Annotated in this window: 9 protein-coding genes; all 9 read left to right on the top strand. The window is 70.2% G+C overall.

Annotated features, from left to right (window positions below; all coding sequences use genetic code 11):
- Positions 1-127 precede the first annotated feature (127 nt).
- A complete protein-coding gene (locus V5F59_RS14255; protein WP_393978468.1) occupies positions 128-3,124 on the top strand; it encodes a xanthine dehydrogenase family protein molybdopterin-binding subunit in 2,997 nt (998 codons plus the stop codon).
- Positions 3,121-3,945, top strand: a complete 825-nt coding sequence (locus V5F59_RS14250; protein WP_393978466.1) for an FAD binding domain-containing protein — start codon at positions 3,121-3,123, stop codon at positions 3,943-3,945. Before V5F59_RS14255 ends, V5F59_RS14250 begins: the two co-directional genes overlap by 4 nt.
- Entirely contained in the window at positions 3,933-4,451 is a 519-nt protein-coding gene (locus V5F59_RS14245; RefSeq protein ID WP_393978464.1) for a (2Fe-2S)-binding protein, read from the top strand. The genes V5F59_RS14250 and V5F59_RS14245 overlap by 13 nt, the downstream gene beginning before the upstream one ends.
- Positions 4,444-5,988, top strand: a complete 1,545-nt coding sequence (locus V5F59_RS14240) for an AMP-binding protein (RefSeq protein WP_393978462.1) — start codon at positions 4,444-4,446, stop codon at positions 5,986-5,988. Before V5F59_RS14245 ends, V5F59_RS14240 begins: the two co-directional genes overlap by 8 nt.
- A 40-nt stretch (positions 5,989-6,028) precedes the next feature.
- On the top strand, positions 6,029-6,835 hold the full coding sequence (locus tag V5F59_RS14235; RefSeq protein ID WP_393978460.1) for an enoyl-CoA hydratase/isomerase family protein: 807 nt from the start codon (positions 6,029-6,031) through the stop codon (positions 6,833-6,835).
- 39 nt (positions 6,836-6,874) lie between these two features.
- Positions 6,875-8,197, top strand: a complete 1,323-nt coding sequence (locus V5F59_RS14230; protein ID WP_393978458.1) for an MFS transporter — start codon at positions 6,875-6,877, stop codon at positions 8,195-8,197.
- A 63-nt stretch (positions 8,198-8,260) separates the two neighbouring features.
- Positions 8,261-9,985, top strand: coding sequence for a thiamine pyrophosphate-binding protein (locus V5F59_RS14225; protein ID WP_393978456.1), 1,725 nt, complete (start codon positions 8,261-8,263; stop codon positions 9,983-9,985).
- Positions 9,986-10,039: 54 nt separating this feature from the next.
- Entirely contained in the window at positions 10,040-11,503 is a 1,464-nt protein-coding gene (locus tag V5F59_RS14220; RefSeq protein ID WP_393978454.1) for an aldehyde dehydrogenase family protein, read from the top strand.
- A 69-nt stretch (positions 11,504-11,572) separates the two neighbouring features.
- Positions 11,573-13,270 (top strand): GMC family oxidoreductase, encoded by a 1,698-nt coding sequence (locus V5F59_RS14215; RefSeq protein WP_393978452.1) that lies wholly within the window; start codon positions 11,573-11,575, stop codon positions 13,268-13,270.
- The last annotated feature ends 34 nt before the right edge of the window (positions 13,271-13,304 follow it).

The raw sequence follows: 13,304 nt of genomic DNA, 5'->3' as shown, positions 1-13,304 counted from the left end.
AAAACGTCGAATGAGACTCCTCGGTAAAAGGTGAGACGGCTCGGCATGGTCCGCGCCGTCCGCCCCCGGCACCTTCCCGCCAACGAAACACGCGCCGCGAAGCGCGTGGAACCAGGGAAGCGCCGGAATGCTCGACAAGCCCCGCGATACGGCGGACGGATGGGTCGGCCGCGCCATCGAGCGCGTGGAGGATGCCGCCCTCCTCACCGGCGGCGGCCGCTATCTCGACGATCTGGGCGTGAAGCCCGGCACCCTGCACATGGCGCTCCTCCGATCGCCCCACGCCCATGCGGACATCACCGCCATCGCCACCGACGCCGCCAGGGCTCTGCCGGGTGTCGCCGCGGTGCTCACCGGGGCGGACGTGGCACAGCTCACCACCTCTCTCGTCGTGGGGGTGAAGGCGCCGGTGGAATGCTGGCCCATGGCGGTGGACCGGGTGCGCTATGTGGGGGAGCCGGTGGCCCTCGTGGTGGCGGAAGATCGCTACGTGGCCGAAGACGCCCTCGACCTCATCGAGGTGTCCTATGCCGCGCTCCCGGTGGTGATGGACCCGATCACCGCCATGGAGGACGGCGCGCCGCTGCTGCATGCCGGCTTCCCGCGCAATCTCGCCTCCGAGCGGAGCTTCCGCTATGGCGACCCCGAAAGCGCCTTCGCCGCGGCGGCGCACCGCATCTCCCTCTCGGTGCGCTATCCGCGCAATTCCTGCACGCCCATCGAGACTTACGGCCTCGTCGCGGAATACGACCCGCACGAGGACGCCTACGATGTCCTCGCCAATTTCCAGGGTCCCTTCTCCATTCATGCGGTGATCTCGCGGGCGCTGAAGGTGCCCGGCAATCGCCTGCGCCTGCGCACCCCGCGCGACAGCGGCGGCTCGTTCGGCGTGAAGCAGGGCATCTTCCCCTACATCGTGCTGGGTGCCGTGGCGGCGCGGGTCGCGGGGAGTCCGGTGAAGTGGGTCGAGGACCGGCTCGAGCACCTCATGGCCTCGGTCTCCGCCACAAACCGCGCGACCACCCTTACCGCCGCGGTGACGGCGGAGGGGCGCATCACCGCCCTCGACTGGGACCAGGTGGAGGATTGCGGCGCCCACCTGCGCGCGCCCGAGCCGGCCACGCTTTACCGCATGCACGGGAACCTGACCGGCGCCTACGCCATTCCCAACGTTGCCGTGCGCAACCGCGTGGTGGTGACCAACAAGTGCCCCACGGGTCTCAATCGCGGCTTCGGCGGCCCGCAGGTCTATTTCGCCCTTGAGCGGCTGGTGCAGCGCATCGCGGTGGAGCTCCGCCTCGATCCGCTGGAGGTGATCCGCCGCAACCTGATCCCCGCGGGTGCCTTTCCCTATCGCACCGCCCCCGGTGCGTTGCTCGATTCCGGAGACTATCAGAAGACGCTGGAGGCGGGCCTTGAGGCCGGCGACCTCGCCGGGCTGATCGCCCGGCGCGATCAGGCGCGCGCCGAGGGCCGCCTCTACGGCATCGGCTATGCCGCGGTGGTGGAGCCCTCGGTTTCCAACATGGGCTACATCGCCACCGTCCTCACGGCGCAGGAGCGCAGGAAGGCGGGGCCGAAGAACGGGGCGCAGGCCACCGCCACCATCGCCATCGATCCCGTCGGCTCGGTGAGCGTGCATGTCGCCTCGGTGCCTCAGGGCCAGGGTCACCGCACCGTGCTGTCGCAGGTGGTGGCGGACGTGCTGGGCCTCAAGCCCTCGGACATCCGCGTGAATGCCGAGATGGACACAGCCAAGGACGCCTGGTCCATCGCCTCCGGCAACTATGCCAGCCGCTTCGCCGCCGCCGTCGCGGGCGCCGCCCGGCTCGCGGCGGACCGCATCGCGGCGCGCCTTGCGCGCGTGGCAGCGGCGCAGCTCAACGTGCCCGCGGAGGAGGTGGTGTTCGCCGGCGGCAAGCTCTCCGCCCGCTCGAACCCCGCCAACGCCTTGCCCTTCTCGCGCGTCGCGGCCCTGTCCCACTGGTCCCCCGCGCAACTGCCGGAGGGCACCGGCCCCACCATCCGTGAGACCGCGTTCTGGACCCCGCCGGAGCTGACGGCGGCGGATGACGCGGACCACATCAATTCCTCCCTCTGCCATGGCTTCATCTTCGATTATTGCGGCGTCGAGATCGACCGCGACACGGGCGAGATCCGCATCGACCGCTACGTGACCGCGCACGATTGCGGCACCATCCTCCATCCCGGCATGGTGGACGGGCAGATCCGGGGCGGCTTCGCCCATGCGCTCGGCGCTTCGCTGCTCGAAGAATACGCCTATGGCGAAGACGGCAGCTTCCTGACGGGCACGCTGGCCGACTATCTGGTGCCCACCGCCATGGAGGTGCCCGAGCCGGTCATCGTCCATACCGAGACGCCGTCTCCCTTCACGCCGCTCGGTGCCAAGGGGGTGGGCGAGGGCAATTGCATGTCCACCCCCGCCTGCCTCGCCAATGCGGTGGCGGATGCGCTGGGGATCGCGGACGTGCGCCTGCCGCTGGTTCCCTCCGCCGTCGCTGCCCTGATCCACGGCGCGGAGGTCCAGCCTCCCGCCGGCGCGCGGTCCATCACGGCTCCGCGTGCCGGCGTCAAGGGGGAGCGGCTCATGCACGGCGAGGGCAAGGCCCGCGTCAGCGTGGCGCCGGAGGCGGTGTGGGCCATGCTGCTCGACCCGGACACGCTGGCCGCCATCATCCCCGGCGCGCACGACGTCCGCAAAGTCTCCGACACCAAGTTCACCGCCGACGTCACCCTCGGCATCGGCCCGGTAAAGGGCCGCTACAAGGCGCAGGTCGCCCTTTCGGACCTCGATCCGCCCAAGGCCGTCACGCTCTCCGGCAAGGTCGACGGCAACCTCGGCTTCGGCGGCGGCTCCGGCCGCATCACTCTTACGCCCGACGGCGCGGGCGGGACCGAGCTCGCCTACACCTACGAGGCCTTCGTCGGCGGCAAGGTGGCGAGCGTCGGCGGACGCCTGCTGGACGGCGCGGCCAAGGTCATCATCGGCCAGTTCTTCGCGGCGCTGGCCCGCAAGGCTGGCGGCGGCGCGGGAGCGCAGGGCGGGCTCGTGTCGCGGCTCCTCGCCCGGCTTTCCTCTCTCCTCGGGAGGAACGCGCCATGAAGCCTGCAGCCTTCGATTACGTCCGCGCCGAGAGCGTGGACGAGGCCCTCGCCGTGCTGAAGGCGGAGGGCTCCGATGCCCGCATCCTCGCCGGCGGCATGTCCTTCATGGCCATGCTCAACATGCGCCTCGCCCGGCCGAAAGTGCTGGTGGACATCATGCGCGTGGGCCCGCTCGCCCGGCTGGAGGAGCAAGGCGGCGCGCTGGTGGTGGGTGCCGGCGTGCGGCAGGCGCGCCTTCTGGCGGATGAGCGGCTGGCGGGCGTCGTGCCGATCATTGCCCAGGCGCTGCCCTTCACCGGCCATGCCCAGACCCGCAGCCGCGGCACCGTGTGCGGCTCCATCGCCCATGCCGATCCCAGTGCGGAATTGCCACTCTGCCTGGTGGCGCTGAAGGGGCATGTGCACCTCAGGAGCGCCAGGGCCAGCCGCAAGGTGCCGGCGGCGGACTTCTTCACCGGCATGATGGCCACCGCCAAGGCCGACGACGAGATGATCGAGGCGGTCTCCTTCCCCGGCGCACGGGGGGAGGGGACTGCCTTCCGCGAGATCGCCCGCCGGCACGGGGATTTCGCCATCGTCGCCTGCGCCGCGCTCGTTTCGGGCACGAGCATCCGCCTCACGGTGGGCGGCGTCGCCGACATGCCGGTGGCGCGGGATTTCCCGCTCCTGGAGGGCTCCGGCCTCGATGACGCGCTGAACGCTTTCGCCTGGGAGCTCGATGCCCGCGACGACGTGCATGCGAGCGCCCGCTATCGCCGCGAGCTGGTGCGCCGCATCGGCCGCTCCACCATCGAGGAGGCGAGACGATGCCGCGCCTGAGCGCCGATCAGCGCCACACCGTGCGCTTCACCCTCAATGGCCGCCCGGTCCATGGCCAGGCCTCGCCCCGCACCCTGCTCTCCGACTTCCTGCGCCACGAGATCGGCGCCACCGGCACCCATGTGGGCTGCGAGCATGGCGTGTGCGGCGCCTGCACGGTGGAGGTGGATGGCATGCTCGCCCGTTCCTGCCTCACGCTCGCGGTGCAGGTGGAGGGGGCATCGATCCGCACGGTGGAGGGGCTCGCCCCGGCGCCGGACCGCCTCTCGGTGCTGCAGGCCGCCTTCCGCCGCCACCACGCCCTTCAGTGCGGCTTCTGCACGGCCGGCATCCTCATGTCGCTGGATGCCTTCCTGCGCGCCGTGCCGGCGCCGAGCGAGGCGCAGGTGCGCGACCTCCTCTCCGGCCATCTGTGCCGCTGCACCGGCTACACGCCCATCGTCCGCGCCGCGCTGGAAGCGGCAGCGGAACTCAGAACGAGTCATGAGGAACCCGCCCATGCTTGACCTCGGCACCAGCTTCCTCGCCAGCGTGGCGCGCGATCCCGGCGCCCTTGCCATCGTGGACGGCGAGCTGCGGCTCACCTACCGCGACTGGCTGGATAAGATCGGCGCGCTGGTCGCCTCGTTCGACCGGCTGGGCCTGAAGCCCGGCGACCATCTCGTCAGCGTGCTCCAGAACCGCTGGGAGGCGGCGACCCTGCACTGGGCCTGCCAGTTCGCGGGACTGGTGATCACCCCCGTCAACTGGCGGGCCAAGGCCGACGAGATCGACTTCTGCCTGGAGAATGCCGAGGCCAGGGCCCTGGTGTTCGAGGAGGTCTCCGCCGAGGCGGCGCAGGCGAGCACCCTGGCGCGGGGCCTCGCGCGCATCGCGGTGGGCGGCCCGGCCGATGGCGCCGTGCCATTCGCCGATCTGCTTGAGGGCGAGGCGGGCACCCCCCTGCCGCGCGTGGGGGCGGATGCCTGGTCCATCATGCTCTACACCTCGGGCACTACCTCGCGCCCCAAGGGCGTACCGCGGCGCCATCGCGCGGAGCGTGCCGCCGGCATCGCCCATGTGGCGCAGAACCTCTACCGGCGGGGCGAGGTGACGCTGGGCGTGATGCCGCTCTACCACACCATGGGGGTGCGCTCGCTCATCGCCATGTCGGTCATCGGCGGCACCTTCGTGTGCCTGCCGCGCTACGACACGAAGACGGCGCTCGCCCTGATCGCGCGGGAGCGCGTCACCAACCTCTATCTGGTGCCGACGCTTTATCACGACCTCGTCCACGATGCCGCCTTCGCCGGCACCGACGTGTCGAGCGTGCGGAAGCTGGGCTTTGCCGGCGCCTCCATGACCGACGGGCTGCTGAAGACGCTGGACGGCGCCTTCCACCCCGAGCTGTTCGTGAACCATTACGGCTCGTCGGAGATCTACACCTTCACCATCGACCAGAAGGCGATGGTGAAGCCCGGCTCGGCCGGCCGCGCGGGCATCAACCAGATGGTGCGCGTGGTGCGCCTCGGCGCCGCCTCGCCGGAGGATCTGGCGGCGCCGGGGGAAGAAGGCGAGATCATCGCCCTGCTTTCCGGCGACGAGGCGTTCGAGGGCTACTGGCGCCGGCCCGAGGCGGACGCCAAGGCGTTGCGCGAGGGCTGGTACTTCACCGGCGACACCGGCTTCATCGATGGGGACGGCGACCTCTTCGTCACCGGCCGCGTGGACGACATGATCATCACCGGCGGCGAGAACGTCTCCCCCGTGGAGATCGAGAGCTGCCTCTCGCTGCACCCGGCGGTGTCGGAAGTGGCCGTGGTGGGCCTGCCGGACGAGAAGTGGGGCAAGATCGTCGTCGCCTTCGTCAAGCGCCGGGATGCGGTGGAGACGGAAGAGCTCGACCGCTGGTGCCGCGAGTCCGGCCTTGCGAATTTCAAGCGGCCGCGGCGCTTCGTGTTCGTCCAGGACATCCCGAAATCCCCGGTGGGCAAGCTGCTGCGCCGCCATCTCGTCTCCGGCGACTACGCGCCCGAGGCCGCCTCGGCCTCCAGCGCCGCCTGACCGCATCCCATCCCGAGATCCCCCATCCAAGGAGCAAAGAATGCCTTCCGTGATGACCTTCGCCGATCCCCGCCTCGCCACGCTCGACGGCTTCCGCGTCGAGATCGACGAGGCCCAGCAGCGTGCGGACATCGTCCTCGATCGCCCGCCCTTCAACATCGTCTCGATGCCGGAGCGGGACCAGCTGCGCCTCGTGTTCGAGACCCTGGACGAGGATGCGCGCGTGCGCGTCATCGTGGTCCGCGCCATCGGCGAGCATTTCTCTTCCGGCGGCAACATCAAGGGCTTCATGGAGGCGACCCCCGAGCATGTCTCCAAGCTCGCCTGGAACATCGCGGCCCCCGCCCGCGCCGCGAAGCCGGTGATCGCGGCGAACCGCGGCTACTGCTTCGGCGTCGGCTTCGAGCTGTCGCTCGCCTGCGATTTCCGCATCATCACCGAGACCACCCAATATGCGTTGCCCGAGCAGAAGCTCGGCCAGATCCCCGGCTCCGGCGGCTCGGCGCGCCTGCAGAAGATGGTGGGCATCACCCGCACCAAGGACATCGTGATGCGCTCCCGGCGCATCAATGCGGAGCAGGCCCTCGCCTGGGGCATCGCCACCGAGAAGGTGGCCGACGCCGACCTGGAGAAGGCCACCGACGCTTTGGTGGCGGAGCTCGTCTCCTTCTCGCCCATCGCCCAGCGGACGGCGAAGAAGCTGCTGAACGACACCGAGGATTCCCCGCTCGCCATCGCCATCGAGCTGGAAGGCCACTGCTACAGCCGCCTGCGGCAGTCCCATGACTTCAAGGAGGGCGTCGAGGCGTTCCACGAGAAGCGGAAGCCCGTCTTCACGGGCATCTGACGACACGGCGCTCAGCGTCGAATGGGAGGAAGCAAGAACATGTCCACGCAAGACCTCGTAAATCCCACCGCCACGGCGGTGGGCAGCAAGCAACGCACAAGCGCGATCATCGCCTCGGTCCTCGGCTGGTCGCTCGATCTGTTCGACCTGTTCATCCTGCTCTATGTGGCGCCGGTGGTGGGGCAGCTCTTCTTTCCCTCCACCCACCCGACATGGTCGCTGGCGGCGGTCTACGCCTCCTTCGCCGTGACGCTGCTCATGCGGCCCATCGGCTCGGCCGTGTTCGGCCATTATGCCGATGCGCACGGCCGCAAGGGCGCCATGCTGGTGGCCATCGTCGGCGTCGGCCTCTCCACCGCCGCCTTCGGCCTCCTGCCCACCATCCACCAGGTGGGCGCCATCGCCCCGGTCATCTTCATCCTGCTGCGCCTCGTCCAGGGCGTGTTCGTGGGCGGCGTCGTCGCCTCCACCCACACCATCGGCACGGAATCCGTGCCGGCGAACTGGCGCGGCTTCATGTCCGGCCTGGTGGGCGGTGGCGGCGCGGGCATCGGCGCGCTGCTCGCCTCCTTCGTCTTCCTCGTCACCTCCACCTTGTTCCCCGGCGAGGCGTTCGCGCAGATGGGCTGGCGCGTGATGTTCTTCTCTGGCCTTTTGTCCTCCTTCCTCGGGTGGTTCATCTTCCGAAACCTGGAAGAGTCTCCGTTCTGGAAGGAAATGCAGAAGCAGAAGGCGGCGAAGAAGGAGGCCCACGCCCCGCTCAAGACCCTGTTCGCCGGCGGATACCGCAACGTGCTGCTGGTGAACCTGCTCATCACCATCGGTGGCGGGGCGGGCTATTACCTGACCTCCGGCTACATGCCCACCTTCCTGAAGCTCATCAACCAGCTGCCGAACCAGGTGTCCTCCTACATCCTCATGGCTTGCTCGGTGTCCGCCCTCGTCTCGGCGGTGCTGGTGGGAACCCTGAGCGACATCATCGGCCGCAAGAAGACATTCCTGATCGTGGGCGTGGCCGCCATCATCCTCCTGCCGACCTTCTACCTCGGCATGGCGAAGACGACGGACCTCTCCACCATCGTGCTCTACGCGCTGGGCATCGCCTTCATGGGCAATGCGGGCTACGCGCCGGTGCTGATCTTCCTGAACGAGCGCTTCCCCACCGCCATGCGCGCCACCGGCACGGGCCTGTCGTGGAACATCGGCTTCGCCATCGGCGGCATGATGCCCACCTTCGTCTCGCTCGCGAGCGCGACGCCGGCAGACATTCCCATGGCCCTGTCGATCTTCGCGGGCTGCGTCTTCCTGCTCTATCTTGTGGGGTCTCTCATCATCCCCGAGACCAGGGGCAATTTCCGGTAACGCTCCGAAACGGGCCGGAATATGCTTCCGGCCCGTTCCTTCTTCTTGCGTGAGAGTGCAGAAATGCTTCAGTCCGAGAGCCCCCGCACGGGCGGTGAGATCCTTGTGGACGCGCTCAAGATCCATGGCGTCGAGATGGTGTTCTGCCTTCCCGGGGAGAGCTTCCTGGCGGCGGTGGACGCGCTGGCCGGCGCGCAGGCGCAGGTCCGCACCGTGGTCACCCGCCACGAGGCGGCCGCCGCCAACATGGCGGAGGCCTACGGCAAGCTCACGGGACGGCCGGGCATCTGCTTCGTCACCCGCGGGCCGGGGGCGAGCCATGCCGCCATCGGCGTGCATACGGCGGCGCAGGATTCCACGCCCATGATCCTGTTCATCGGCCAGGTGGGCTCGCACATGCGCCACCGCGAGGCCTGGCAGGAGGTGGACTACCCGCAGATGTTCGGCGGCATGGCCAAATGGGTGGTGGAGGTGGACCGACCCGACCGCATTCCGGAGATCGTCTCCCGCGCCTTCCACATGGCCGTGTCCGGCCGGCCGGGGCCGGTGGTGGTGGCGCTGCCGGAGGACGTGCTCACCGCCTTCGCGTCCGTGCCGGATGCGCAGGGCTACCGGCGCGTCGCCGCCCATCCGGGGGCGGACGACATGGCCCGTCTTGCCGCCATGATCGCGGAGAGCACCCGTCCCCTGGTGATCGTCGGCGGCGGGGGCTGGACGAAAGCGGCATGCCGCGACTTCCAGCATTTCGTCGAGGCCTTCGACCTGCCCGTGGCGGCCGGCTTCCGCCGGCAGGATATCCTCGACAATCACCACCCCAATTACGTGGGCCATGCCGGCCTCGGCCCGAGCGCGAAGCTCATCGTCCGCATCCGCGCGGCGGATCTGGTCATTGCGGTGGGCGGCCGGCTCGGGGAGACCACCACCAGCGGCTACACCCTGTTCGAGGTGCCGCGCCCGGCCCAGCGCTTCGTGCACGTGCATGCGGACCCCGAGGAGCTGGGCCGGGTCTACCAGGGCGACCTCCTCATCAATGCCGGCGTGCGGGAGTTCGCCGCCGCCGCCGCGGCGCTGCGGCCCAGGGGCCCGGCGGGCTGGCGCACCGCTGCGCCCTGGAGCGATGCGGTGAAGGCGGCGCGGGCCGATTATCTCGCCGACCAGACGCCCGGCGCCATGCCCGGCCCGCTCGATCTCGGCGCGGTGATGGCGCATCTGCGGGAGACGCTGCCCGCCGACGCCATCCTCACCAACGGGGCGGGCAACTACGCCATCTGGGTGCACAAGTTCCATCGCTACGGCGGCTTCCGCACCCAGCTCGCGCCCACCTCCGGTGCCATGGGCTACGGCCTGCCGGCGGCCATCGCGGCGAAGCTGCTGCACCCCGAACGGGAGGTGATCTGCTTCGCCGGCGACGGCTGCTTCCTCATGAGCGGGCAGGAGCTCGCCACCGCCTGCCAGTACAAGGCCGGCGTGGTGGTGCTGGTGGTGAACAACAACATGTACGGTTCCATCCGCATGCACCAGGAGCGGGAATATCCCGGCCGGGTGCACGCCACGAGCCTTCAGAACCCGGACTTCCCGGCGCTGGCCCGGTCCTATGGCGCGTTCGGCGAGAAGGTGGAGGCGACAGAGGCCTTCCCCGCCGCCTTCGCCCGCGCCCGCGCCTTCGCTGCGGAGCAGGGCAGGCCGGCGCTTCTGGAACTCGTCATCGACCCCGAGGCCATCACCCCCTCCGCCACCCTCACCGGCCTGCGCGAGGCCGCGCTGAAGGCGGGGCACGGCAAGGGCTGAGGAACAGGAACGACACAGGCCGGGCCGCGCACGACGGCCGGGGAGGAGATATCAATGAACGCGATCAGCCCCCTTGCCGCGCAGAACCTCATCGACGGCACCTGGCAGGGCGCCCTCGGCGGACAGACCGCGCCGAGCTTCGATCCGGCCACGGGTGCCGTGCTCGGCCATTTCCCGGCCAGCGGCCCGGCGGATGGCGAGGCCGCCATCGCCGCCGCCCGCCGCGCCTTCGAGCGGCCCGAGTGGACGCAGGCCCCGCGCCTGCGGCAGATGGTGATGCTGCGCTGGGCCGACGCCATGGAACGCCGGGCCGAGGACCTCGCCCGCCTGCTCACCGCCGAGAACGGCAAGACGCTGGCCCAGTCGCGGGGCGAGATCGCCGGCTCCATCTCCGAGATCCGCTATTATGCGGGCATCACCCGCTACATCCCCGGCCATGTGTTCGAGGTGGAGCCGGGCGCCTATTCCACGCTGCTCAAGGAGCCGGCGGGGGTGGCGGGGCTCATCATTCCCTGGAACGCGCCGGCGGTGCTGCTCATCCGCGCGCTCACCCCCGCGCTCGCGGCCGGCTGCACGGCGGTGGTGAAACCGGCGCCGCAGACCGCCCTCGTGACGGCGGAAATCCTGCGCACCCTCGACGGGGTGGAGGGGCTGCCCAAGGGGGTGGTGAACCTGGTGACGGAGACCGGCCACGGGGTGGCGCAGGCCCTCGTGACCTCGCCGGACGTGGACGTGATTTCCTTCACCGGCTCCAATGCCACGGGCGTCCGCATCATGGCCGACGCGGCGTCGACCATGAAGAAGCTGTCGCTGGAGCTGGGCGGCAAGTCCTGCTGCCTGGTGTTCGAGGATGCGGACGTGGCCGCCGTGGCGCCGCGCCTCGCGGCGGCGGCCACCATCATCTCCGGCCAGCAGTGCACGGCGGCACGGCGCATCCTGGTGCATGAGAGCCGCTACGCGGAGATGAAGGCCGCGCTGAAGGAGTCGCTTGCCGGGCTCAGGGTCGGCCCCGGCGCGGCGGACGGCTGCCAGATGGGGCCGCTCATCGACGCCGCCGCCCGCGAGCTGGTGGACCGGCGCATCGCCGAGGCCGTGGACCTTGCCGACGAGGTGGTGCTCGCCGGCACCCGTCCGGGGGGCGGCCTGGAGCAGGGTGCGTTCCTCACTCCCACGCTGCTCGCCCACGGGGACACCGCCGCCTTCTTCGTGCAGGAGGAGATCTTCGGTCCGCTGGTGGTCCTCGAGCGCTTCAGCGATGAGAAGGAGGCCGTGGCCCGGGCCAATCACACGGTCTACGGGCTGTCCGCCAGCATCTGGACGCGCGACGGCGCGCGGGCCATGCGGGTGGCGCGGGCGCTGCGCAACGGAACGGTGTGGATCAACGACCACAACAAGCTGTTCGCGGAGGCCGAGACGGGCGGCTACCGGCGCAGCGGCCTCGGCCGCTTGCATGGCTATGACGCGCTGATCGACTTCATGGAGATCAAGCACATCTACCAGGAGGCCGGCGTCGTCTGACGCCGCCCAGCCATCTCTCCTCCTATAGTTTCCCATGCGGCTCCCGAGGGCTGCAGGACAGGCCGTGCCATGATTTCCCCGGACACACCCTTCTTCGACACGGTCATCGTCGGCGGCGGCTCCGCCGGCTGCGTGATGGCGAACCGCCTGTCCGCTGATCCCTCGCACCGGGTGCTGCTGGTGGAGGCGGGCGAGGACACGCCGCCCGACGCCGTGCCGGAGCCCATCGCCGACAGCTATCCCATGGGGCTGTTCCATGGGGATCGCTTCATCTGGCCGGGCCTGTCCGCCTTCACCACCCGCCGCCAGGACGGCAGCCGTGGCACCCGTGCCTATGAGCAGGGGCGGGTCATGGGCGGGGGCTCCAGCATCAACGTCCAGTCGGCCAACCGCGGCCTGCCGCGCGACTATGACGAATGGGCGGGACTGGGGGCGCGCGGGTGGGCGTGGGACGATGTGCTGCCCTATTTCATCAAGCTGGAGCGGGACCTCGACTGCGACGGGCCGCTGCACGGCAAGACCGGCCCCATCCCCATCCGCCGCATCCTGCCGCCGGGATGGCCAGCCTTCGCGGAGGCAGCGACGGACGCCTTTGCCGCCAGCGGGCTGCCGTGGCGGCTGGACCAGAACGGCGAGTTCGAGGACGGCGTGTTCCCGCCCGCCTTCAACAATGAGAGCGACCGCCGCGTCTCCACCGCCGTCGCCTATCTCGATCCCGCGACGCGGGCCCGCAGGAACCTCGCCATCTGGCCGGGAACCCGCCTTGCGGGTCTCCTCATGGAGGGCCTCTCCGCCACCGGCGTGGAGGTGGAGCGGGAGGGGGTGCTGCTGCGGATTGCTGCGGGCCGGGTGGTGGTGACGGCGGGCGCGTTGCAGACGCCCGCCATCCTGATGCGCGCGGGCATCGGCGATGGGGCCGAACTCGCCGCGCTGGGCATTCCCGTGGTGGCGCACCGGCCCGGCGTGGGCCGGAACCTGCGCGATCACCCGACGCTGACCTTCTGCCAATACCTGCCGCCGCGGCTGCGCCTCGCCGCCGCCTACCGGCGGGCGAGTTTCGCGGCGCTGCGCTTTTCCTCCGGCCTCGCGGGGGGCGAGGCGTCCGACATGTACGCCACCGCGTCCGCGCGGGCCGGCTGGCACGGGCTGGGGCGCCGGCTCGGCCTGTATTTCCTGTGGTGCAACCGGCCGAAATCGTCGGGCCGCGTCCGCCTCCTCTCACCCGACCCGTTCGTGTATCCGGAGGCGGACCTCAACCTGCTAAGCGATCCCTCTGACCTCGCGCGGATGATGGCGGGGGTTCGCACCCTCGTCCGGCTGCTGGTGTGCGAGGCGCTCAATCCTGATTCCGGCGACCTGTTCCCGGCGGCGTTCTCGCCCTTCATCAAGACGCTGAGCCGCGTCTCCCGCCGCAATGCCCTGCTGACCGAGGTGCTCGGCGCCTTGCTCGATGTGCCGCCGATGCTGCGCCAGCCGGCCTTGCGCCGGTTCATGTCCGGCGGCGTCGCCCTTGCGGAGGTGGTCGCGGATGACGCGCGCCTGGAGAAGCTGGTGCGCACCAACGTGTTCGGCGTCTGGCATGCGAGCGGCACCTGCCGCATGGGCGATCCCGAGGACCCGCAGGCGGTGCTCGATCCGGCCGGCCGTGTCATCGGCAGCGGGAACATCTATGTGGCGGATGCCTCGGTCATGCCGCGCCTGCCCACGGCCAACACCAACATTCCCGTCATCATGATCGCGGAGAAGATCGCGGCCGGCCTCGTGTGACGCGGCGTGCGCATGCTGGGGTGCTGCCCCGTTT

Origin of the sequence: Xanthobacter nonsaccharivorans, from assembly GCF_043194755.2 — a bacterium.
In the GTDB taxonomy this organism is placed as follows: Bacteria; Pseudomonadota; Alphaproteobacteria; order Rhizobiales; family Xanthobacteraceae; genus Xanthobacter; species Xanthobacter autotrophicus_G.
Note: the sequence above shows the minus strand (reverse complement) of the source record. Positions and strands in the feature narration are given on the sequence as shown.

What these genes read in the sequence shown, in the direction of transcription:
- V5F59_RS14255 (WP_393978468.1), top strand. Translation starts at nt 128, where the DNA reads ATGCTCGACAAGCCCCGCGATACGGCGGACGGATGGGTCGGCCGCGCC.
- V5F59_RS14250 (WP_393978466.1), top strand. Translation starts at nt 3,121, where the DNA reads ATGAAGCCTGCAGCCTTCGATTACGTCCGCGCCGAGAGCGTGGACGAG.
- V5F59_RS14245 (WP_393978464.1), top strand. Translation starts at nt 3,933, where the DNA reads ATGCCGCGCCTGAGCGCCGATCAGCGCCACACCGTGCGCTTCACCCTC.
- V5F59_RS14240 (WP_393978462.1), top strand. Translation starts at nt 4,444, where the DNA reads ATGCTTGACCTCGGCACCAGCTTCCTCGCCAGCGTGGCGCGCGATCCC.
- V5F59_RS14235 (WP_393978460.1), top strand. Translation starts at nt 6,029, where the DNA reads ATGCCTTCCGTGATGACCTTCGCCGATCCCCGCCTCGCCACGCTCGAC.
- V5F59_RS14230 (WP_393978458.1), top strand. Translation starts at nt 6,875, where the DNA reads ATGTCCACGCAAGACCTCGTAAATCCCACCGCCACGGCGGTGGGCAGC.
- V5F59_RS14225 (WP_393978456.1), top strand. Translation starts at nt 8,261, where the DNA reads ATGCTTCAGTCCGAGAGCCCCCGCACGGGCGGTGAGATCCTTGTGGAC.
- V5F59_RS14220 (WP_393978454.1), top strand. Translation starts at nt 10,040, where the DNA reads ATGAACGCGATCAGCCCCCTTGCCGCGCAGAACCTCATCGACGGCACC.
- V5F59_RS14215 (WP_393978452.1), top strand. Translation starts at nt 11,573, where the DNA reads ATGATTTCCCCGGACACACCCTTCTTCGACACGGTCATCGTCGGCGGC.